At 60.5% G+C, this 21,938-nt stretch carries 22 protein-coding genes; 13 read left to right on the plus strand and 9 right to left on the minus strand.

Features of this window, described 5'->3' with window-relative positions; all coding sequences use genetic code 11:
- Positions 1 to 53: 53 nt before the first annotated feature.
- Both KK141_RS11095 and KK141_RS11100 read right to left on the minus strand, forming a co-directional pair.
- Positions 54 to 593 carry a thioesterase family protein gene (locus KK141_RS11095; RefSeq protein WP_214572358.1) on the minus strand — a complete coding sequence of 180 codons (540 nt, stop codon included), beginning with the start codon at positions 591 to 593 and terminating at the stop codon, positions 54 to 56.
- Between the two features lie 130 nt (positions 594 to 723).
- On the minus strand, positions 724 to 1,641 hold the full coding sequence (locus KK141_RS11100; protein ID WP_250901707.1) for an aldo/keto reductase: 918 nt from the start codon (positions 1,639 to 1,641) through the stop codon (positions 724 to 726).
- 149 nt (positions 1,642 to 1,790) lie between these two features.
- Between KK141_RS11100 and KK141_RS11105 the strand changes: the two genes are divergently transcribed.
- Positions 1,791 to 2,240 carry a MarR family transcriptional regulator gene (locus KK141_RS11105; RefSeq protein ID WP_345777613.1) on the plus strand — a complete coding sequence of 150 codons (450 nt, stop codon included), beginning with the start codon at positions 1,791 to 1,793 and terminating at the stop codon, positions 2,238 to 2,240.
- A gap of 57 nt (positions 2,241 to 2,297) precedes the next feature.
- Here the strand turns inward: KK141_RS11105 and KK141_RS11110 are convergent, their stop codons facing one another.
- Together KK141_RS11110 and KK141_RS11115 are read right to left on the minus strand one after the other, a co-directional pair.
- Positions 2,298 to 2,714 carry an ester cyclase gene (locus tag KK141_RS11110; RefSeq protein WP_214572357.1) on the minus strand — a complete coding sequence of 139 codons (417 nt, stop codon included), beginning with the start codon at positions 2,712 to 2,714 and terminating at the stop codon, positions 2,298 to 2,300.
- A 61-nt stretch (positions 2,715 to 2,775) separates the two neighbouring features.
- On the minus strand, positions 2,776 to 3,405 hold the full coding sequence (locus KK141_RS11115) for an NADPH-dependent F420 reductase (RefSeq protein WP_214572356.1): 630 nt from the start codon (positions 3,403 to 3,405) through the stop codon (positions 2,776 to 2,778).
- 122 nt (positions 3,406 to 3,527) lie between these two features.
- Here KK141_RS11115 and KK141_RS11120 point away from each other — a divergent pair, with 122 nt between their 5' ends.
- Positions 3,528 to 4,409 carry a LysR family transcriptional regulator gene (locus tag KK141_RS11120; protein WP_345777612.1) on the plus strand — a complete coding sequence of 294 codons (882 nt, stop codon included), beginning with the start codon at positions 3,528 to 3,530 and terminating at the stop codon, positions 4,407 to 4,409.
- A 13-nt stretch (positions 4,410 to 4,422) separates the two neighbouring features.
- Here the strand turns inward: KK141_RS11120 and KK141_RS11125 are convergent, their stop codons facing one another.
- Genes KK141_RS11125 through KK141_RS11135 form a run of 3 tightly spaced genes read right to left on the minus strand, consistent with a single transcriptional unit; the run spans position 4,423 to position 6,271 of the window.
- The gene (locus tag KK141_RS11125) at positions 4,423 to 5,235 is read right to left on the minus strand and encodes an alpha/beta hydrolase (protein WP_250901708.1); all 813 of its coding nucleotides are present in this window, start codon (positions 5,233 to 5,235) and stop codon (positions 4,423 to 4,425) included.
- Positions 5,235 to 5,534 (minus strand): AzlD family protein, encoded by a 300-nt coding sequence (locus KK141_RS11130; protein ID WP_214572354.1) that lies wholly within the window; start codon positions 5,532 to 5,534, stop codon positions 5,235 to 5,237. The genes KK141_RS11125 and KK141_RS11130 overlap by 1 nt, the downstream gene beginning before the upstream one ends.
- Positions 5,531 to 6,271 carry an AzlC family ABC transporter permease gene (locus KK141_RS11135; RefSeq protein ID WP_214572353.1) on the minus strand — a complete coding sequence of 247 codons (741 nt, stop codon included), beginning with the start codon at positions 6,269 to 6,271 and terminating at the stop codon, positions 5,531 to 5,533. The genes KK141_RS11130 and KK141_RS11135 overlap by 4 nt, the downstream gene beginning before the upstream one ends.
- A 122-nt stretch (positions 6,272 to 6,393) precedes the next feature.
- Between KK141_RS11135 and KK141_RS11140 the strand changes: the two genes are divergently transcribed.
- The gene (locus KK141_RS11140; protein WP_214572352.1) at positions 6,394 to 6,858 is read left to right on the plus strand and encodes an Lrp/AsnC family transcriptional regulator; all 465 of its coding nucleotides are present in this window, start codon (positions 6,394 to 6,396) and stop codon (positions 6,856 to 6,858) included.
- 184 nt (positions 6,859 to 7,042) lie between these two features.
- On the plus strand, positions 7,043 to 7,747 hold the full coding sequence (locus KK141_RS11145; protein ID WP_214572351.1) for an SDR family oxidoreductase: 705 nt from the start codon (positions 7,043 to 7,045) through the stop codon (positions 7,745 to 7,747).
- Positions 7,748 to 7,926: 179 nt separating this feature from the next.
- Here the strand turns inward: KK141_RS11145 and KK141_RS11150 are convergent, their stop codons facing one another.
- Positions 7,927 to 8,340, minus strand: a complete 414-nt coding sequence (locus KK141_RS11150) for a cupin domain-containing protein (protein ID WP_214572350.1) — start codon at positions 8,338 to 8,340, stop codon at positions 7,927 to 7,929.
- Between the two features lie 19 nt (positions 8,341 to 8,359).
- Entirely contained in the window at positions 8,360 to 9,262 is a 903-nt protein-coding gene (locus tag KK141_RS11155) for an NADP-dependent oxidoreductase (protein WP_214572349.1), read from the minus strand.
- A 340-nt stretch (positions 9,263 to 9,602) separates the two neighbouring features.
- Here KK141_RS11155 and KK141_RS11160 point away from each other — a divergent pair, with 340 nt between their 5' ends.
- From KK141_RS11160 to KK141_RS11200, 9 genes are all read left to right on the plus strand, one after another.
- Positions 9,603 to 10,190 carry a sigma factor-like helix-turn-helix DNA-binding protein gene (locus KK141_RS11160; RefSeq protein WP_250901709.1) on the plus strand — a complete coding sequence of 196 codons (588 nt, stop codon included), beginning with the start codon at positions 9,603 to 9,605 and terminating at the stop codon, positions 10,188 to 10,190.
- Between the two features lie 64 nt (positions 10,191 to 10,254).
- Positions 10,255 to 11,223: an SDR family NAD(P)-dependent oxidoreductase gene (locus tag KK141_RS11165; RefSeq protein WP_214572348.1), complete on the plus strand. Its 969-nt coding sequence runs from the start codon at positions 10,255 to 10,257 to the stop codon at positions 11,221 to 11,223.
- A 257-nt stretch (positions 11,224 to 11,480) separates the two neighbouring features.
- Positions 11,481 to 12,323 (plus strand): hypothetical protein, encoded by an 843-nt coding sequence (locus KK141_RS11170; protein ID WP_214572347.1) that lies wholly within the window; start codon positions 11,481 to 11,483, stop codon positions 12,321 to 12,323.
- A 485-nt stretch (positions 12,324 to 12,808) separates the two neighbouring features.
- A complete protein-coding gene (locus KK141_RS11175) occupies positions 12,809 to 14,446 on the plus strand; it encodes an ABC transporter substrate-binding protein (protein WP_214572346.1) in 1,638 nt (545 codons plus the stop codon).
- A 139-nt stretch (positions 14,447 to 14,585) separates the two neighbouring features.
- A complete protein-coding gene (locus KK141_RS11180; RefSeq protein ID WP_214572345.1) occupies positions 14,586 to 14,957 on the plus strand; it encodes a hypothetical protein in 372 nt (123 codons plus the stop codon).
- 248 nt (positions 14,958 to 15,205) lie between these two features.
- Complete coding sequence (locus tag KK141_RS11185; RefSeq protein WP_214572344.1) at positions 15,206 to 16,570, plus strand: site-specific integrase; 1,365 nt, start codon at positions 15,206 to 15,208, stop codon at positions 16,568 to 16,570.
- 218 nt (positions 16,571 to 16,788) lie between these two features.
- Entirely contained in the window at positions 16,789 to 19,833 is a 3,045-nt protein-coding gene (locus tag KK141_RS11190) for a Tn3 family transposase (protein WP_214572343.1), read from the plus strand.
- Between the two features lie 277 nt (positions 19,834 to 20,110).
- The gene (locus tag KK141_RS11195; RefSeq protein WP_214572342.1) at positions 20,111 to 21,178 is read left to right on the plus strand and encodes a hypothetical protein; all 1,068 of its coding nucleotides are present in this window, start codon (positions 20,111 to 20,113) and stop codon (positions 21,176 to 21,178) included.
- Positions 21,171 to 21,860 carry a hypothetical protein gene (locus KK141_RS11200; protein WP_214572341.1) on the plus strand — a complete coding sequence of 230 codons (690 nt, stop codon included), beginning with the start codon at positions 21,171 to 21,173 and terminating at the stop codon, positions 21,858 to 21,860. The genes KK141_RS11195 and KK141_RS11200 overlap by 8 nt, the downstream gene beginning before the upstream one ends.
- Positions 21,861 to 21,938: the final 78 nt, after the last annotated feature.

The following is a 21,938-nucleotide window of genomic DNA, read 5'->3' on the forward strand; positions in this document are numbered from 1 at the left end:
ACGCCGTGAATCAAAGACACCACATTACGTTGGCTTTATCGGGGTGGGCAGAATCATTCGCTCTTAAGCGCGGCGTCTGCACTGATCAACGCGTTCGCCGCCTCACTCAGCGGCGGTGAATCAAGATTGCCGTCAAAGACCCGACCTAAGGCTTCCGCAGCTGGAATGAATCTTCTGTTTCGCCGATCGTACATACCGGCAATCAGCAAGGCCCGTGTTACGACTGCTCCCTCAACGCCGCGCAGCACACGATGCTCGATGACCCATCGGGTCCCTTCCCAGCCGACCAGCCTGGTCTCCAGCTTGTAATTGCAAAGTGGCCTGAGCTCCCGCCGAAATTGGATCGATGCCGTACCAATGATCGGCACCCAGGCCTCCTTCAGCATGACCCGTGCCAGGCCAGCCCGCAGCAACAGGTCGATCCTGCCTAAGTCGAAGACGCTCCAATAGCGGCTGTTGGTCATGTGCAGGTTCAGGTCGATATCCGTAGGCAGCACACGAAAGTGCATGGCCGAGGCTTGCAGTGGCGTACCCAAACGCGACTTGAAGAGGCTTCCGATCAATAGCCGAAACAGACGAAACCAAAGATTCATTGTCTTCTGGCATCCAGGACAGAACACGTTCGCCGCTCTCGCGGGGAGCCCGGCAAACTCCGAAAAAACCCCTGGGAAGTAGATGCCATATGCGCCCAACGTGAATCGAGCACCTGGTGTGGGGCTCGGGTCATCCGAGCTCTAATCCGTGGGCGCTCTCCCTGGCGCCGAAGCCGTGAGTGAGCTCGGCGAAATCATCGGACGTCAGCCGAATCGTGCTCGCACTGACGTTCTCTTCCAGATGCGAGATTGAACCGGTACCCGGAATCGCAAGCGTGACTGGCGAGAAAGCCAGAAGCCATGCCAGCGCGATTTGCTGCACGCCTGCTTCATACCGGGCAGCAACATCGGCGAGCTTGCGGAGGTGGAGGTCGTCATGGCCGCCGCCGATCGGGCCATAGGGCACAAAGGCGATGCGATGAGCTTCGCAGATGACCAAGACATCCAGCTCGGGACGCTTGGCGATATGGAAGCTGTTCTGCACGGCCGCCACCGGTGCGATAGCGCGCGCCTCGTCCAGGTGCTGGGCGTCGACGTTGCTCAGGCCGAGATGCCGAATGAGCCCTTCGTCACGCAGCTTGGCCAACACTTCGAAACGTTCTGCGATGGATTCGCCATGCGGCGGGGTCATCATTCCGACGCGCAGATAGACCAGGTCTAGGCGATCGACCCCCAAGGCCTTGAGGTTGGCTTCGACCTGAGCGCGCAACCCGCTAGCCGGGCCATAGAACGGCCCGTTTGGCCCGAAACTCGGCCCGACCTTGGTGGCAATGACCAGGCCCGGCGCGTACGGATGCAACGCTTCACGTATCAGGGTGTTGGCGTGCACGGCGCCATCCCCGCTGCGATAGAAATCAGCCGTGTCGATATGATCGACACCGAGCTCCAGTGCGCGGCGCAGTACGCCGACGGCAACTTTGGGATCGCGGGCTGGACCATCCCAACCGTTTTGAGCGAGGCGCATGGCCCCGAAGCCAAGCCGATCGACAATGAGATCCCCGCCCAACAAGAACGTCATGGCAGGGCGAATGGTGGCTTGGGCGCTCAAGTCGTTTCCTCTGCTACAGGGACGCATGGTGCTAAAATCCAGGAATTCACTATCAACTCATTCATTATCAATTGATACAAACTCAGATGTCAACGTCGAAGCCTAGTACGTCGCGCCCCGGAAAGTCCGAACCCAAAACCGTCTCCGCAGTGAGCCGCAAGCTCCTGTCCGTATTGCCACTCGTGGCCTTCTGCTTCAATCGTTGGGCTCGCGCCAATCTGCCTGATGGCGGCGGCATGACCGTTCCTCGGTCCGGTCTATTGTTTGGCTTGTGGAACAAGAGAGAGCCGGTGAGCATGGGGGAGCTCGGCGAGCAGTACGGCATGTCGCCGCGCAGCATGACGGTGCTGGTGGATGGGCTCGAAAAAGAAGGCCTGCTGCGCCGCATGCCGCACGAGGCGGATCGTCGGGTCACGCTGATCGAGATCACTCCGGAGGGCACGCAATACGTCAAGACCGCACTCGGCCCTGCTCAGCTATTGACGGCTGCCGTGTTCGAAGATCTGCCGGCCAGGGAGCGGGCGGAGTTCCTGCGCCTGCTGTCGAAAGTGCTGGACTCGCTTAAGGCTCGCGGCATCGACGTACCGCCGCTCGAATGACATCCCGATCTCGCCTAGACACGCCGCGCGTGCGTCTGGGCAGGATGCGGGATATGACTACGCCGAGATGGCGCCAATCTGCTGAAGCAGGCCCAGTAGGTCGGGTTGCCCTCGCTCCTCGATGAACTGGCCGTCCTTGAGCCGATAGAAATTCATGGCCTGCACTTCGATCGCTTTGCCCGTGGGCGGAACGCCAAAGAAATGGCCCCTATGAGTGCCACGCATGATGAAGCGTGCGGCCACCTTGTCTTGCTCGGCGATGACTTCCTCGAGGCTCCACTGAATATCCGGAAATCCCGAGCGCATCATCCCTATGATCTCAAGATAGCCTTCTGGGCCGCGCACGGGCTCCGGCCGCCCAGGCACATGGAAGACGGCGTCGCGCGACACCAGGTCCTGTGCAAGCGCATGGCTCGCCGTGTTGATGAAGGTGACAAAGCGATCCATCACCTGCTTGTTCTGCTCTGCTGACATCGGGATTCCTCGGAAACGTCGAATGTAGTGACGGTTGGTCAAAAGACAGTGTGCTGCGGCCTTATCCGATGCCCTGCCAAAAGGGCGCCACCAGTGGCCCATGCCCTAGGAAGTAAGCCAATTGGATGTTCATCATCCCCATCGGCTCCAAGAAGCGGCTGTTGTGCAGCGAGCCGGCATAGACGGGAGTGAAACCGAGGGTCCGAGCCAGCCCAATGACCCGGGCGTTGGTAGCCTCATCATCACCCGCGATAAAGACTTGGAACTTGCCACGGTCGTGCGCCGGAACTGGCACGAGCTTGGCAGAGATAGTGTTGAAAGCCTTGACGACGTGCGCGGACGGCGCCGCAGCTTGAATGTGCTCTGCAGCGGAGTTGGTCAGTCCAACAACCAAGTCCTTGAAATCCGCACTGATGGGGTTGCTCACATCGATCAAGGTCTTGCCGGCGAGGTCGCCCGCCATAGCAAGCACTTCGGCAATCGCTTGGTAAGGCAGGGCCAGCAGAACGATGTCGGCAATTTTGCAGGCGGCAACAATCCCTCCACCCTCCACCTTCGAGCCCAGCTCTGCGGCTAGCATCGCCGCCTTAGCTGGATCCCGATGCCCCACTACCACCTCAAGCCCCGCTTCGGCCAGCGCACGGGTGTAGGCGGCACCAATACGTCCTGTACCGATCACAGCAATTTTCATAGCGGTCCCGCCGCATGGAATGCAGGCAGCACTCTGGACTTGAGCCAAGTGAAGATAAATGGCTAATATATTTCTTCATTCGAAACTCTATATTTCAAATGGATCGACTCACGAGCTTGGCCGTGTTCGTCAAATCCGTCGAACTGGGGTCCTTCAGCGCAGCCGGGGATGCCCTGCACATGTCGCCCCAGTTCGTCGGCAAGCACATCCAGGCCATTGAGCAGCGCCTTGGGGTGCGCTTGCTCAATCGCACGACGCGACGCCAAAGCCTGACCGACTTCGGACGCGCGTTTTTTGAGCGCGCCAAATCCATCCTTGCCGAGGTCGAGGCGGCGGAAAGCCTGGCAGCGGAGACACGGGCCACGCCCACTGGGAAATTGCGCATCAATGCCCCGGTAAGCTTTGGCATGCACACCCTGGCGCCACGTTTACCGGTATACGTGAAGCAATTTCCTCGGGTGGAGGTCGAGCTAACCTTTGCCAATCGGATGGTTGATCTGATCAACGAGGGCTACGACATCGTGTTTCGTGTCGGCCACCTGTCCGACAGTGGACTAGTAGCCCTTCCCCTAGCGCCCTATGCATTGGTGCTGTGCGCGGCCCCTGCATATCTGAAGGGGCGGCCCACCCTGCAAACGCCTTGGGATTTGCAGCAGCACGAATGCCTAGGCTTCTCCCATACGGACCTGCGCACGCATTGGACGTTTGACGGCCCGCACGGACAGATCTGCGTTCCGATCAAGAGCCACTTCACCGCGGACCACGGTGAAGCCTTGCTCTGCGCCGCCCTGGCCGGCCTCGGCATCATGCTGCAGCCGCAAGAATTGGTGCGCTCACCATTGGAGGATGGGCGCCTGGTCGAGTTGCTTCCATATTACCGGCCACTCACCCGCCCTATGCACGTGCTTTACGCACCGGATCGTCGTGTTACGCCTAAAGTGCGAAGCTTCTTGGACTTTGCTGTTGCCACCTTCGGCGCTCACGCTCCATTGAGTGAACAGTGATAGAGAGGGCCGACTAAGGCGATAGCGGCCGCGCCAGCTGTTGCCGGATCAGCGAGAGCACCACCTCCGGTCGATCCCGATGCGGCACGTGCCCGCAGCCTTGCAGTATCTCGAGCGTTGCAGGCCCGTTGATTGACGCGGCGATCCGTTGAGGATGGTGAGCCGATCCATATTCGTCCGCACTGCCATGCATGACGAGCGCGGGGCAGCGGACTTGGCGCAGATCGTCGTCGAGCGTCCACGAGGAGAAGGCTGAATCCAGCCAGGTGTCAATCCATGCGCTCAGTATCCAGTCCACCTTGTCGCCGTGATACCTCGCGAGCCGCTCACGCTGCCCCGGTAATTGGAAGGCTGCTTTAGCCTTGAGGATGCCCTCGACTGTGCGGTCTTCGACGAAGGCCTGGGCGGCCAGCGTCACTATGGCTTCGCATGCCTGTGCGTGCTCAGCGGCACACCCCACAGCCATTCCGCCGCCGACGCTATGCCCCAAGGCAACGAATCTATCGATGTCCAGTTGTTCCCGCACGCACTGAAAGGTATCCCTCGCCTCCTCGCGGATAAAGTTCCGTTCCAGCTTGCCGGGGTGTGGCGCGGACCACCCAAAACCAACACGATCGTATGCAACGACGGTGCGCGAGGTCGCCAAGGCGAGGCGCTCGGGGAAGTCGCGCCACAACAGGACGCAGCCAAGCGAGTCGTGCAGCAACACAATCGGCGCCTCGCTCGCCGCATCAGCCGAGGCCGGCCGCCACTGCCGTGCATAGACCTGGCCGTACCGGGTCATGAGCCTGAGCTCTCGGGTTTCCATGGTTTGCGCCGTCATCATCAGCCCGCCAGGAGTCGGAGCAAGCCCGCGCTGGCAACGCCAATCATGACGGTCGGCAACATGGGCCAGCGGATAGCCGCGGCCAACGTGATGGTCAGCGCGACAAGGTCCTCTGGCCGGGATGACACAAAGGCCGGCGCGATCACCGAGATCAGGACACATCCGGGCGCGGCCTCCATCACAGCCACCGCTTGCGCGCCAGGCGTGCGATGGCGAAGCACCAAATAGCCCAGGATTCGTGTCACATAGGTCGTCAAGGCCATCAGGGCGATGGCCAGGAGCGTCTGGGCTTCGATCATGAAGGCCTCGCCATGGCATATGCGAACAGCATGCCCGCGACCGCGCCGCCAGCGACGAACCAGGCACCAGGCACCAGAAGGTGAATGCCCGCAGCAGTGACAAGGCTGATCAGCCATGGCAAGGAGCCGCGAGCACTCTTCCACATGCCGCGCAGCAGCACCAGGAACACCGCCGGGAAAGCCATATCGAACCCGTAGGAGCGGATGTCACCGAGCAAGGGGCCGGCCGCTGCGCCTAACGTGGTGAACACCACCCAGGTGAGATAAAGACCGATCGAGACGCCGAAGTAGAACGGCAGACTCAACGCTTGGCGGGCTGGGTCGGCCTCGCGCTTACGCGCATCGGCCAATCCCATAGCCCAGCTCTCGTCACACATGAAGAACAGGGCGGGCAATGCCTTGCGCAGCGGAAGGTGCCGGATCAGCGGGGACAAGGCTGCCCCCATCAGCAGGTGGCGACAGTTGACCAGAAAGGTCATCGCCACGATCAGGCCAATGTGTGGGGGCGATGTCCACAGTTCGATGGCGGCGAACTCGGAGCCTCCGCCGAAGTTGAGCCCCGTCATAAGCGAGACGCCTAAGTGGGAGAAGCCCTTCTGCGCCGCCTGCGCGCCGAGCACCAGAGCAAAGGGCACAAAGCCGACCATGACCGGCAGGGCCTCAACAAGCCCGCGCCACGCTTCGTCGCGCTTGCGAATGGCCTTCACGACAATGGAATGGGGTTGGTGGTTGCGCATGCTCACTCCTCAGGATGGGAGGGCAGCTTATGGAACCAGCTTTGAAATCGGGTTGCGTAGACGCGGAAGCCGGCCAGGATCGTGGCATGCTGTGCCAGCATATCCTGGTTTAGAGCAATGCCATGTCACTGAAGCTTGATCGCACCGATCGTCGCATCTTGCGCGCCCTGCAGCAGGACGGGCGCATCCAGAATGTCGAGCTGGCCAAGCTGGTCGGCCTCTCGCCCTCCCCTTGCCTTCGACGTGTTCGCCAGCTGGAGGAGCACGGCTTCATCGATCGTTATGTCGCACTGCTCAATGCAAGCAAGGTGGGCGCTGGTTTCACGGTGTTTGCGCGCGTCTGGCTCAAAGGGCAGGACGAGGATACCGTCAATCACTTCATCCATTCGGTTAAAGACCTCTCCCAGGTCACTGAGTGCCACCTGATGGCCGGCGACTGCGACTTCCTCTTGCGGGTCGTGGTTGCCGACCTCGAGGCTTATCGGCGATTCCAGGTGGAGCACTTGAATCGCATTGCCGGCATCCAAAGCGTCAAGACAGAAATCCCTATGCAGAAAATTAAGCAAACATCGGAGCTTCCTCTGTAGCCAAAGATGGCGCCAAGCTTGACGTGACCGCGTCGGTGGGCGAGCTACTTAAGCTCAGGCCTTCCATGAGCCCACAAATGCCAAGCTGCGCCACGGCTCGCTTAAAATTGTGCTCGCGCACACAAGGAGATTCTCATGAGTGATGTCATCGTTGTGATCGGGCCGGGATCGATCGGCCAAGCCATTGCCCGACGAGGATGCAGGGTTCACCGTCAGCACGACCACGGTCGACGTCTCTTCCCGGACGTCGGTCCTTGCTCTGGTCGAGGAAGCAACAGCGCTGGGGAATGTGACGGGCGTCATTCACGCCGCCGGTGTATCGCCTTCGCAAGCATCACCCGCAACGATCCTGGCTGTAGACCTGTATGGCACGGCGCTGATCCTCGAAACGTTCGGCAACGTCATTGCACGTGGAGGCTCTTGCATCGTCATCGCCTCGCAATCAGGCCATCGCCTAGGCGCCCTCCCGGTCGAGCAGAATGAGGCGCTGGCAAAGACGCCAGCTGATCAGTTGCTATCCCTGCCCTTTCTGCAGCCGGATCAGGTCAAAGATTCGCTCCATGCCTACCAGCTCTCCAAGCGAGGTAACTCCTTGCGCGTGATGGCTGAGGCCGTACGCTGGGGCAAGCGTGGGGCGCGCGTGAATACCATCAGCCCTGGCATCATTTTTACCCCGCTCGCGCGGGATGAGCTCAGCGGTCCGCGCGGGGAAGGTTATCGCCGCATGATTGATCTATGCCCTGTCGGTCGCGGAGGAACGCCTGACGAGGTGGGGGCCGTTGCAGCATTGCTCATGGGGCCGGATGGTACCTTCATCACCGGCAGCGACTTCCTCATGGATGGTGGCGTCACTGCTTCGTATTGGTACGGTGAACTCGCCCCCACGTGACTTGATGCCCCAGCAAGGGTCGGCCCAGTTAACGTATCGCTGTTGCTGACCCGAGGGTTGCGTCCATCACCACGAACTTTTCAGATGACGGACGCAATTCCGAAAGTGGTGCTGTACTCAGGCCGACGGGGCATCTCGCCCGGGATTCGCCCGCGCATCAGAGGCGCCAGAAGCCAGCGCTACTCAGTAACGATAGGCCCCGAGAGGTATTGTTCGTCGGTCACAGGTTCCATCCACTCGACTGCCTTACCATCGAGCGCCTCGGCAATGGCGATGTGCGACATCGCCGTGGTCGCGGTAGCGCCATGCCAATGCCGCTTTCCGCACGGGCAGCAGATGACATCGCCCGCACGAATCTCTGTGCGCGGGTCACCCTCGCATTGGGTCCATCCCACGCCATACGTCACGATGAGCGTTTGACCGAGCGGATGGGTGTGCCATGCCGTGCGTGCCCCAGGCTCGAACGTCACGATGGCGCCGCCGGCGCGAGCGGGCTCGATTCCTTGAAAAAAGCTGTCAATGCGAACGGAACCAGTGAATAAGTCTGCAGACCCCTTCACCGAGGCCTGCGATCCATTACGGATGATCTTCATGGGACACCCCCCGTAAGACTTAGTGCTTAAGAACGACTTTACCCTGTACACCGCCAGCCACAACGCTGTGAGCGCCCGCAGCTTCGCCAAGCGGGAGCGTCTTGGCGATTGGGATAACAAGCACGCCCTCGGAAGCCGCCTTGAGTACCGCATCCAGCGTGGTCACATCGGTGCGATGAATGAGCTCGCGAATGGTCACGCGACGATCGGCATTAACCTGCATGGGTACCGGGACAATGCTCGCAATCTGTCCTCCGTCACGCACGTGAGCGACGAGGTTCTCCGCAACGGCGGGTGCGGTGCTGATAGCGAAATCGAATGCCGCTTCTACCGGAGGCTTCGTAATGTCGATGGCTTCGCCAGCCAGCGAGCACGCCTCCTCAAGCCGTTCGGGACGAACGCCAGCGACCGCCTTTGCTCCAATCTCCTGGAGGTACTGGATTGCCGCTCGCCCGACCATCCCGAGTGCGCCAGAGATCAGGACACGATCCCCTGGCTTGACGCCAAGTGCATCAACCGTTTGTCGCCCCGTGATCCCCACCTTGACTAACGATGCGCCTTGTTCGTAACTCAGATTGCTAGGGAGTTTTGCGACAGACGAAGCGGCCAGGACCCCAAACTCAGCGTAAGCGCCTTTGCCATTGGGAGGGAAGTCACCAACGACCCTGTCGCCGACGGCAAGGCCAGTTACGCCTGCACCAAGAGCAGCAATAGTGCCCGCCGCATCGCCGCCAAGAATGGCCGGAAGTGGCAAGGGAATGATGCGTGCCACATACCCCTGGCGGAGGATGAGATCAAACGGATTGATCGCGGAAGCTTCAATCTTGATCAGAACCTCGCCGGCCCCTGGTTGCGGCACTGGCACTTCATCAAACGCGAGCTGGTCGATGTCGCCGTAGGATTTCAGAAGAACTGCTTTCATGTGATGCCTCCTTTGAGGTTTGCTGTTCATCGCTTTCTTCATTTGAAGCAGGTGCCGTGCGGCCAGCCCCATCGCTCGCCACCACCTCCAGCCCATGGCCTTGGCGACATACGCAGGGACGAAGGGTGCCGATCCATTGACCTGTCTGGCCAACAGAGGATCAAGTCATTGGGCGACGACGATGCGGCCACCTTGACCGCCGCCACCAACCAATGAGGTGTAAGGGTGAGCGCATACGACACCTCAGCCCATCGCAACAGCGCTTGACTAAGTCTTGATGATAACGTATCAGGTGTTTTATTATCAATTGATATTATGACGCCCGTCAAGCGGAGAGCGCATGCCGATGTCCTGTGCAAGCCGGTCGTTCAAGAAGCCCCCCGCCAAACCTCGCCCTCAATCGTTGACTGATGACGGCATCGACGCCGACATGGCCGAGCGCACACTGCTCCGACGTGTGATAGCCGGCGAGCGTGCTGCCCTCGAAGCGCTATTCCACCGCTATCACGGGCGCCTGTGCCGCCTGCTGACATGCTTCATAAAGCGACCGGATGTGATCGCAGAGGTGATCCAGGACTGCTTCTGGGACATCTGGCTGAACGCCGATATTTTCCAGGACGATGAACGAGTCTCTAGCCGGATCATGAGCCTTGCTTACCACTATGGCGTGGAAGCCTTTGATCCCATCGAGGACACTCGGTGCAATGGGCAAAGCCTCCGCCGTCACCGAAACGAACATGACGAACTGCGGAATCGGCTAGGCGCGGCTCTAGATCGCCTCACAATCGATCAGCGCGTCGTATTGGAACTGGTTTACGGCATGGGATATGCGCTCAGCGACGTCGCCGTCATCATGCGGTGCCCGGCAAGCGCCGTGAAGATGCGGATGCTGCATGCGCGAATCCGGCTGGGGAGCGCCCTGACCTAACGCTATGGGAGCTGTTGGCCTACCCTCCCAACCTTTTACTCAACTGTCCAATTCGGGATCTCTCATGACTAATCGTTTCGGTGTCACGTCGACCACGGGGGAGGTGCTTGCAGGCATCGATCTGCGCGGCAAACGGATTCTCATCACTGGCGTTTCGGCGGGGCTTGGCATCGAGACCGCGAGGGCGCTGGTGGCGCATGGGGCTTCCGTGGTGGGCGCGGCTCGCGATCTCGACAAAGCCGAACGCGCCACCATCGGTGTACGGGCTGTGGCTGACGCCACCGGAGGACGCCTCGATCTGATCGCACTCGATCTTGCTTCGCTTGAAAGTGTCCGCGCCTGCAGCAGCCAGCTCGTGGCCGATGGCCACCCATTTGACATCATCATTGCCAATGCTGGCGTCATGGCCACTCCGTTCGGGCGTACATCAGATGGATTTGAAACCCAGTTTGGAACCAATCATCTGGGCCATTTCCTGCTGGTCAATCGGCTCACACCGCTGCTTGCCGATAATGGGCGACTGGTGAACCTGTCCTCCGCAGGTCATCGCCTGGCCGACGTCGACCTGGAAGACCCCCATTTCGCGCGCACCTCGTATGACCCATGGACCGCGTACGGGCGGTCAAAGACCGCCAACGTACTTTTCGCCGTCGAGTTTGATCGCCGCCACCGTTCGCGGGGCATCCGTGCGTGTGCGGTGATGCCCGGGGTTATTGGTGACACCGGGCTGGGCAAGCATCTGACGCAAGACGACATGCGGGCGCTGCTGACCAGAACCCTGGGGTCTATCGACGTTGCTGGGAGTGCGCCACTTCAGTTCAAGACTGTCCAGCAGGGCGCAGCGACATCGGTTTGGGCGGCAGTCGTTGCGGATGGAGGCGTAGTGGGTGGTCGCTATTGCGAGGATTGCCGCGCAGCCGAAATCAGCGACAACGGCGACATGTACCGAGGCGTTCGCTCCTACGCCATCGATGTGGACAGCGCCAAGAAGCTTTGGGCTAAGAGTGAGGATCTGATCGGCGAGCGGTTCTAGACAATGGCGCGACCACATCGAAGTGGCGCCGGTAATCGACTTTCGTCCAAGGACCCGCCCACGTTCGCTCCGTAGCGCATGTTGCCGGCGAGACGGTGTCTTCTGCAGGCTTGCGGCAGATACCGTGCGCACCGGAAATCAGCGAGTGCACCGCTCCAAGAAGGAGGAACGTCGAAGCGGAACAGGCCCTGACAGCGCTTGATCACCGCCGAACGCCGCAGGTAAAGCACCCGAGCGAACTACTGGAAAGGATTCCCTTGGCCAATCTCCTCACCTTTGCGGAACGAGAAGCGATCGGGCTATGCATCTGCTGCGATGCACTTTCGAGCTTGGTGAGTCAAACCATGCTCCAATTCGCAGTGATCGAAGGCCGGTCGGACGAGATGGAGGTGCGCTTCCCCACGGGCGTACACCAGGACCTTTTCCTTATCCGCTTACTGGATTTCACCAACGAAAGTGGAGCCGCTACTCCCCTGGGAAATAAAGACTCATGCCTTGGTGTTCTGGGTCGAGCAGCATCTCAACGACGCTTATATGCCGAGGGCGATAGTGATCCACTCAGCGAGGCCGTGACCTCATTGAATGCCTGGTTGACTGCTTCCATCGAACGTCGTTTTCTGCTTCCGACCATTCATCTACAACCGCGCCTTCGACTGACACGCCACCAGGCCTTATGGGTCTCCAGTAACCAAGCTAGCCACAATCCGTCAAAACTGATCGCGGCCTCCAAGGCGGCCAAGACTTCGTTGAATATACCCGCTCCCCAGCTTCCGACTGAGTTGATGCCCTTCCTACTTGACGACCTTCGTGCGCACTTGAGCGACCGCGTCTTTATCCATTACGCCACGCAGATCACCCGACTTCTGAATGACATCCGCTGGGCACTCCAGGGCTATCTGGCACCCCTCTATGTTCAAGCGTTTCATTTAGATGGTGGCCATCCGCCGCGCTATCGCTTCGACGCCCCCCATCTGATCCGGCCCGAGTCTCCCGCATACAAATGGTTTCAGCGCCTCATGAATCATGTAAGGGCTGGCCCTCCCATCCCACCTTTCCAGGCATCAATCTCCATTGAGGTCCTGGACTCACTGGGCTGGTGACACCCTGGCACCTCAAATGTACCAAGAACCACTGCCGGCCTGAGGGATATCTCCCTAGCGGTTGAACCATCCCTCTTCCGCACCCTTCCGGCGTTCAATCTCGAAGACTTTGACTTCTCGCAAGCCAATCGCTTGCCATACCGCGCCGCGTTTTCTTGCGCGTCACGTGAAGTAATAAATCAAGAATTCAGAGGTCACTGGCCCAAAGTGACATTGAGCGCCCCCGCCGCTCTTGGAAGCCTGGGCGCGTATCGATTTCTACCCGGAACGTCCAGGTCGATACACGATGTCAAATCACCAAATGAACCTTGAATCACCCCTGAGATAAGGGGTTGCTCGTTCCAGCGGAACGTGCTGCTGCGTTGAGCATCGGGGCGGGCCCAACAATCACGAAGCGCCCGATGGTTATCCGATGCATTCCAGATAGTGGTGTCGTACGGATCGTGAGTCAGAAGCAACCACGTCAACACATGGAGGAATGGAAGATGAAACGCTTGATTGGAAGGTTTGGCCGCGCGGCCGAAGTGAGTATTTGTGCTGCGGGTGTCGCGCTCGGGCTTATCACCATGGCAGCGCCAACCGCCACTGCATCCAATGCGACGCCCGCGGCGGGGCCCGTTGAAAGTTTTGTCTGGAATCTCCCCACTGGCGAGCCTGTGACGCTCGATCCCGTGAAAGGCGGAAGCCCTTCAGGTCCGAGCATCGTCAGCAATCTCTGCGACAAGGTGTTATCCATCAATGACGACTACTCGCTCGCCCCGGGCCTGGCGGCTTCGCAAGTCGTGACGCCGTCCAAGATCGTCTACACGATCCGAACCGATGCCGCATTCTGGGATGGCACGCCGGTGACGGCGGAGGATGTCGCCTTCAGCTTGAACCGCTCCGCTCAGCCTGGGCAGGTGTACACCGACATCTTCAAGAATGTGTCATCGATCGCCGTGACGGCACCCAATGAGGTAACGATCACCTTTTCCAAGCCCGACGAGCTGTTCGCTGCCACTATGGCAGGGTCTGCTGGTGTTGTACTCAAGAAGGCGTTTGTCGAGGCAACGGGTAGCGCTGTGGGCACCCCATCGGGCGGATTGATGTGCAGTGGCCCCTTCAAGTTCGAGAGCTGGGATGTGGGTGAAAGTATTGTCATCACGCGGAACGATGCTTATTGGAACCGGGCGCACTTGCCCCTGGCCAAGAAGGTGACCTTCACCTTTATCACTGATGCACCGACGTATATCCAGGCTCTCAAGAATGGCCTGATCGATGGATCGTACTCGGTTACTCCGTCCGCCATTACCGACCTTGAGCACGCCAGTTCCGGGCGACTCTTCTTCGGATCTGCGCTCGCATCACTCCAGCTCTATGTATCGAATCCAAAGGGGCCGATGGCAAGCATCAAGCTGCGTGATGCGCTCCAGTCCATCGTCGACCGCGATGCGGTCGCGAAACGTGTCTACAAGAATCACGCTGACGCCCAGTACACCGTCGTTTCGCCATACATCTGGCAGGACGCTGCCAGGGATATTTATGCTGCAGCTTATCCCGCCTTTGCACAGGCGCGCGCTTACGACTTGAAGCGATCAAGGACGCTAGTGCGGCAGTCTGGCTATGCGGGCCAACAGTTGAACCTTGCCCTCGCGACGGGCGAGGCGACGACACTTCGCGTGGCCGAGATGATTCGGCGAAAAGCAAAAGAGGTCGGGGTGAATGTCGTGATCAAGCAAGTTTCACCCGCCGAGTACGACCAGTTGTTCAATGATCCCGCCAAGCGCGCCAATCCCCCCATGGACCTGATTTTGGGGGCATCGGGAAGCGGGATCAAAGACCCTTTGCAGATCATCGGATTTCAGTATCTGCCAGATGGCTACTGGAATCTGACGGGCTTTAATAACCCGGAAGTGACCCGGCTGATTAATGATTCGCGAGAGAGTCTGGATCCTCGGGAGCGAGCGTGGATGTTTGTCAAGATGCAGGACATCTACGAGAAACAATCAACCATGACGCCCATCGTGAGCCAGCGCGAGATTACGTTCCTCAACAATCGGCTTTCCGGAGCCGTTACCACCTCGGCACATGTCGTCATGCCCGCCATGGTGTTCGTTGGTGCATCCGCCCAGGTCAAGCCCTAGGGACGGACTCGAATGTGCATCAGCCCTGCCTGCGGGCGGGGCTGATGTCCTTCCACGGCCAGTGCAGGCAGCTCAGTAGTAGGAAGCCTCCTCCGGTCTCAGGGGAAGAATTGAATGAGTCGCTCAGCTGTTCGACCACATGGCGAAGGCACATCAAGAACTCGCGAGCCCGTCCCGGGAGGCGCCCTGGGCGTTTCGCCTGCCCGATGAGGCCCTGTACCTCGTCGCGGTCAAATTGGTCGAATGGTTCATTCGGCACGGATGCGTTGATCGCGCATTTCTCTATGAACTGTTGCGCGGCTCCGAACCTCGCGCCTATATCGTTCTAGGGCTGGACGAGCCCGCGGATCCGGCGCTAGCGGACACCCTCACGGCCGTCGCCATTCAAGCCGGCGTGGATCCAGCGCGCTTCATGGTTCGCTTCCTTCCCGAGGAATCGGCGCATCACGAAGGCGTGGTGCGCGGTGGCATTACGCCGTTCTATCAACGCCCCAAGTCAACGCATCACTAAATCGACGCGCCAAATCGAGCTGATCTCTGCATCCTTGTGAACGATGATTCCATCGCACAAGGTCGGATCGAGGCCGTCCTCATGGCAGACTCCAGAGGAGGGATAAGTCGGGATATAGTCGGAGATATGACGGTCCACCTCCACCAGGAAAGAGGCAAACGCGCCCCGCCGGCACGCCATGGCACGTCGGCGCCCGTATGTGGATCGCGCCCAGGTAACGCCTCCCCATGACGCGAGGCCGCGCGAACATGCCGAGGCTGACCCCAAATGGGCTGGCAAGCACCAGTAAGCCCGCGCCTTCGTCCGTGGGTGAACGACCGGCCGCCTCACGATCTGTCGAGGACTACCTGGAAGCCGCCCAGCGCGAAAACACCCTGCGCAGCTACGCCTCCGCGGTGCGTCATTTCGAAGAAGCCTGGGGTGGCCTGCTACCGACGAGCGCATCGCAGGTGGCTCAGTACCTCGCCGCGCACGCAGGCACGCACTCACTCAATACACTGAAACACCGTCTGGCAGCGCTAGCTCAGTGGCACAAGGAGCACGGGTTTGCCGACCCCACGCGGGCGGCGCTCGTTAGACAAACGCTCAAAGGGATTCAGGCCGTGCATCCCGGCCAAGAAAAACGCGCCACGCCGCTGCAACTGAGTCAGCTTGATCGCCTGTGCCAATGGTTTGACGATGCCCTGGATGCAGCAAAGCAACGCGCCGATACCGCGGAGGTGCTCCGCCTTCGGCGAGACAAGGCCATGTTGCTGCTAGGTTTCTGGCGAGGCTTTCGGGTCGATGAGTTGGTGCGCCTGCAGGTCGAGCATCTAGCCTTGGCGCCAGGCCAGGGGATGACATGCTTCCTTCCCAGGACCAAGGGCGACCGCCAGCTTGCCGGCACGACCTACCGAGTGCCGGCGCTGAGCCGGTGGTGCCCTGTCGAGGCAACCTACGACTGGATCGCGAGCGTTCAACTTCAGGAGGGGCCGCTGTTTCGCGCCATTGATCGATGGGGACATGCGGCACCAACGGGCTTGCACCCAAATAGCATCATCCGCCTGTTCCGCCAATTTCTCGCCAAAGCGGGTGCCGCCGAAACCCGTGAGTTCAGTGGCCATTCCCTGCGACGTGGCTTTGCCAGTTGGGCCAGCGCCAACGGCTGGGATGTGCGCGCCCTGATGGAATATGTCGGCTGGAAGAGCGCGCAGTCAGCAATGCGTTACATCGATGAGCCGGATGCCTTCGGACAGGCCCGCATTGAGGCGGGCATAGGCGCGCCTGCATCACCCCCTACCCTCTCTTTGCCGTCACCACAATCACCCCAAGTCGCGCCCCATCTTTCACAGGTCGCCGTCATCCTCGTGATGCGCCTATCGACTACGATGAAGAAGCGCAGCACCAGTCAGGCGCGCCAACTTATCGAGTTCGCCTGCCTCAAGCGGCATGGCGCCGTGCCGCTCGATGCAACGCGCGGCCGCTTCCGCCTTCGTGTTGATGCCCCTGATCCGCTAGCTGTTGACGAAGCCATGTCTCAGCTCATCGAGGATATTCACCGCATCGCCGACAATCATGGCTTGATCGCCGAAGCCCGCGCCGAAGAAGAGGCCGGCAGTAGGCGCTGGGACTAAGCGTTTGACCTAGTGCGATCGACCCTTAAAGGCCTCGGGTTGCGCGGGCGATTCCAAGCATGATCCGCCCTGCCAAAAAGACCAAAGGTTGGCCGCCTGCTGACCTACCGGGACGGCTTTTCTTCGCCCTAGATTCCCGCGCACGAGGCGAATCTTTGCCTGCGTAGCGCGGTGCCACGTGCACCTCGTGTCGACACAGGGACTGACGTGGAGACCGCATGACGGCCATCAAAGACACCGCGTATCCGCGGTTCAAGTCTGACCCCAGCGCCAAAGACCTTGAAGAAGCCTATACCCCCACACCAGACGAAGTAGCCTTCACTGCATCGATTGCCGACCAGCCACGAATACGCCTGGCGGTGATGCTGCACCTGAAGGCCTACCAGAAGATGGGGCGCTTCATCACGCTGGACGAAATGCCGGAGCGCATCATCCGACATATCGCCGACGCCATGGGTTACCGACGCATCCTTCGCCTGGATGATCTATCCGCATACGACGCCTCGCGACGCAAACGCGAGCATATCAAGGCCCTGCGCATCTATCTCGGGGTGCGCCCTTTAGGTGAGCCTGGCCGACGATGGCTCGAGGGGGTTGCCCACGACGCGGCCCGCACTCGCCACTACCTCGCGGACATCATTGCCGTACTCCTAGAGGAGCTTGCCCGTCACCGCCACGAGCTGCCAGCCTTCCGCCTCCTCGATGAAATGGCGGCGCGGGCGCGCGAACAGGTCCACCAGGACTACTTCGAGCGCATCGATCGATCGCTGTCGCCCGAAGCCAGGACTATGATCAGTTCGCTACTGATCGTTCCCGCCGGGAGTTCGGTCAGCATCTGGCAAACGCTGAAGCGCGAGCCGCGCCGCCCTGGCAACAAGGAGGTGCGTAGCTTTCTTGCCCATGTGGCGCATCTGCGGGAATTGGCGGAGCTATTGCCGCCTTTGGACATCCCTGTTCCCAAGCTCAAGCATTTTCGGGACATGGCGAAGGCACTGGACCTCAGCGAACTCACCGAGCTTCTGCCAGCCAAACGAAACGCCCTGGCTGTTATCTATGTGCGCGCCCAATATGCGCGCACGCTGGACGATACCGCCGATCTTTTCATCAGACTAATCCAGGCGCTGGAGAACACAGCACTACGCAGTTTGCTGGCCTACCAACAGGAGCACCAGAAACGAACGGACCGCCTCGTTGGCCAACTGCGGGACATCCTTCACGCCTACCAGACGATCGGAACGGACACCCAGCGGATCGGAGCGATTGGCGATGTTGTCGGCGAGGACATCAGCGTGCTGCTTGCGGAGTGCGAGGAGCACATGGCCTACGCCGACCAGCATTACATTCCCTTCCTGCCCAAGCCCTACGCATCCCAGCGCGCGCTCTTGCTCAATTGCGTGCAAATCATGGGCCTGCGCAGCACCTCCAACGATCCGATGACAGAGAGGCTGCTGCTGGCTCTGGAGCAATGCCGCCACCAGCGGCGAGAGATTATCGAAACAGAAGCGGTTGGCCTTGATGCGAAGAGCGACTTCCACTGGCTTTCGCAGCCCTGGCGGCGCGAGATCTTTCCCAAGGCCTGGGGCGCCGACCGCGCCGGCTGCATGCAGCGGCGGTTCTTCGAGCTGGCGGTACTTTTTCAGATCAAGGATGAGCTCAAATCCGGCGACGTCTTCATTCCTGGAGGCGAACGCTTTGATGATTACCGGGAAGAACTGATTGATCAGGAGGCCTTCCACAAGGAGCTGGCCGAGTACGGAGAGATCGCCGGCCTTGAGACCGAGCCGGGCGCCTTCGTTAGCGGTTTGCGTGAGTCGCTGCGGAAGAAGTTCAAGGATGTCAATGCACGGTTCCCGGACAACGCTTATGCCGAGATCGTCGATGGTCGACTCACCCTACGGAAGTTGGCGCGTCGGCCGATCACCCGGGAATTGGCGCTACTCGACGCCAAACTGATCGAGCGCCTCGCCCCGACCAGCATCATCGATGTTCTCTGGGACGTGACCCACTGGGCGAATCTAGAGCGTCACTTCAAAACGGTGGCAGGCACCGACGGTCGGCTCGATGACTTGCGCTATCGCATCGTGACGACGCTCTTTTGCTACGGCTGCAATCTTGGACCCACACAAACCGCACGCTCCGTGCGGGGACTCAGTCGCAAGCAGGCTGGCTGGCTCAATCTCAAGTACGTCACCGACGAAACGCTTGAGCGATGCACCACCGACATCATCAACCTCTTCAATCGCTACGACCTTCCCAGCTACTGGGGCTCCGGCCGCTCCGCGTCCGCCGACGGGACCAAGTGGACCTTGTTTGAGGACAACCTCATCTCGGAAAAGCACATCCGCTACGGTGGCTACGGCGGCATCGGCTACTACCATATCTCTGATAAATACATCGCCCTCTTCAGCCGTTTTATCGCCTGTGGCGTGCACGAAGCGGTCTACATCCTAGACGTTCTCGCCAATCGATCTGACATTCAGCCCAACACCCTGCACGGTGACACCCAGTCCCAAAGCTTTCCGGTCTTCGCGCTCTCGCACCTGCTAGGCATCAAGCTGATGCCTCGAATCCGCAACATTCGCGACCTGACGCTTTCCAGGCCAGACCCTGAGTTCAACTACCCTCATCTGCAGAGCCTTACGGGTGGCAAGAATGACTTCATCGACTGGGAGCTGATTCAAACCCACTTTCACGACATGCTTCGCGTGGCGGTATCGATCAAGACTGGCAAGATCACCGCTTCGACCATCCTTCGCCGACTTGGCACGGCGAGCCGGAAGAACAAGCTTTATTTCGCTTTCCGCGAGCTCGGCAAGGTAATTCGCACGCTCTTCTTGCTCGACTACATCGACGATCCCGAAGTCAGGCAGATCATTCATGCGGCGACCAACAAAAGCGAAGAATGGAATAACTTCGCCAAATGGGCCTTCTTTGGCGGCCAGGGCATCATCGCTGAGAACCTTCGCCTTGAGCAGCAGAAAGTCGTTAGCTACAACCATCTGGTTGCAAACATGGTCATTCTCTATAACGTCGAGCACATGTCGCGCGCCATACTCGAACTTCAGGAGGAAGGGATGACGATCACCCCTGAGATGCTGGCTGGCCTCGCCCCTTACCGCATGGCGCACATTAATCGGTTTGGCGACTACACATTGGACCCGGAGCGACTCGTGCCGCCTCATGATGCTGCCAGGCGTGTTCTTCACCGGGCAGAGGCCAGCGACCGCACGGAAGCTTCGCCGCCGGAATCAGGCTCGGAGTAGATGAATCTATTGGGCAGCGTTATTTCGACTCCATCGCCCGTCTGCCAACTACTCGAGGCGTGGCGAAGCTCGGTCATGGGTCGTCATGAAAGTGGCTGCGCCCGCACCAACCCTCAGTTAATTGGCATGAAGACCCAATAAATCAGTCACTTGCGCGCCAATGGTGGCCATGCCCGCGCCCCTTCACCAGCTTCATGGTTGCAGCATTGCAGGATTGCACGTGGCGACTGGCCGGCGTATGGTGGTGTTCATCAGAATGAGTCAGGAAGAGAGCCCTATGAATGCCGTCAACGCGACCCCAGCCAGCGTTGAGCTGGTTCGGCTGGGCCTGCGCCTGGATGCGCAGCGCCAGCGCGTTACTTCGTCAGTCGCACGGGTTCGGCTGGACGAACTGGATCAGCGGCGCCGCGCGCCGCGCGAGGCCGCCGACGCCGGCCTCGTGATCTATTTGATGGCGCCCCTCTCGCCGCGTGAGGACGACATCCCCGAGGATGCCATCCAACTGCTCAAGCGCACCATGGCACAGGCCGTACGCGGCCGCCTCGCCGGCGCCTTGCTGAAGCAACTATGGGTCCATGGTCACGCGATCCACGACTCCTGGGCGGTGGTCGAAACAATCGACCATCAAGTAGCCGTCCACGCCGCCGGCCCCGCACTCAGCAGCGAGCTTCTGACCACGTCCTTCCACGAGGTAGAGGCGGAGCTCGTCGCCCAGCGCATGCAGACAACACGCCTGCTGGTCGAGGTCGCACCGTCAGTCCGCGCCGATGAGGAGGGCTGGGACCAACTGCTCGAGCGTCTAGTCGCCGATGTGCCTGCGGAAGGCATGGAGGTCCTCGACGCGCCGCCGGCTCCTCGCACCCTGAAAGACCAGATCCTGGCCAGCACCGTCCCTGCCGCCGAGGCCGCCCGTCGCTTGAATGCCTTGGCCGAGGACGCCACCACCTGGGCCAGCCGGCAGCGCCGCGCCGATGCCCTGTTCGGCGTGTGGTCAAGCCGGGATCGCGCATTCATGCACCCGGACTTTCAGTTCGCGCCCGGCCTTACTGAGGCGAATCGCCAGGCGCTGTTTGCCACGCTGCGTACCCGTGCGGGCTTTGATCCGCGCATGGAGGACAAGGGTGGGTGGGCACGCGCCTACTGGCTGTATCAGCCGCATCCGGCGCTATCCAAGGCGCATCTCGCCGCGCGCAGACTGGATAGTGACGATCCGACGACCATGGCTTTGACCATGCAGTTCATCGAGGACACACCGCGCGCTCCGGCCGAGGTGTTCGCCGAGGATCCGGCGGCGGTGATCGCCCTGGCCCAGAGCCTCACCGCTCACGAGGCCGCACATGACTGAAGTGGTCGCGCACTGGCCGTTCGAGCGACATACATTGCCAGCTGGGGAGGTGTGGCATACCTATCGCACGATCTACGGACCACTCTCGGCCAACCCTTGGTGCGATACGCGGTTCGCGCTTGCCGGTGCGCCGGGCGAACCCAATCGCCGCCCCGCCTTCTACTGTGCGTCGGGATCGACCGGTGCGATTTGGGAGGTCGTTCTGCGCAACGTGCGCCCGAATGCCCACAACGAGGTCTACGTGGCGCCCGCGGAGCTGGCCGGCCGCAGCGTGGCCCGGCTGCGGTTGCGCCGCGACCTCACCGACATCGTCCGTGTCGACCCGCCGCATCGCCGGCGCTTCGTGGACGCCGATACCGTCGAAGACCTGGCTTGGGAGACGGCCTGTACGCACAGCGTGCACGCGCTCTCGCAGGGTATGGCCGCCGGTCTGGACCGGTTTCTGGCAGCACATGGTGTGACCCTGGGTGGTCTGGGCTGGCACTCGCGCCAGTACCAGGACGATCTGGTGCACGTGCTTTTTGCCCCGCCTTTGGCGGAGGACGACTGGGAGGTGTTGGAGGAGATCCCGTTGGATAGTCCGGCAGGCCTTGCGCTCGTGCGCGCCGCCGTGGAAGCCGCCGGCTATCGCTGGATCGTGCCGCCGCTGGACGCTCCGAACGAACCGGAACTGCCGGCGTAATGACCGACACCGCCATTCTCCGGGCCCTAGCGGTGCCGCGGCGCTTCGCCGAGCTCCCCATGTCGTTCGCCAGGTACC

The organism is Dyella sp. LX-66 (genome assembly GCF_018599165.1).
In the GTDB taxonomy this organism is placed as follows: Bacteria; Pseudomonadota; Gammaproteobacteria; order Xanthomonadales; family Rhodanobacteraceae; genus Dyella_D; species Dyella_D marensis.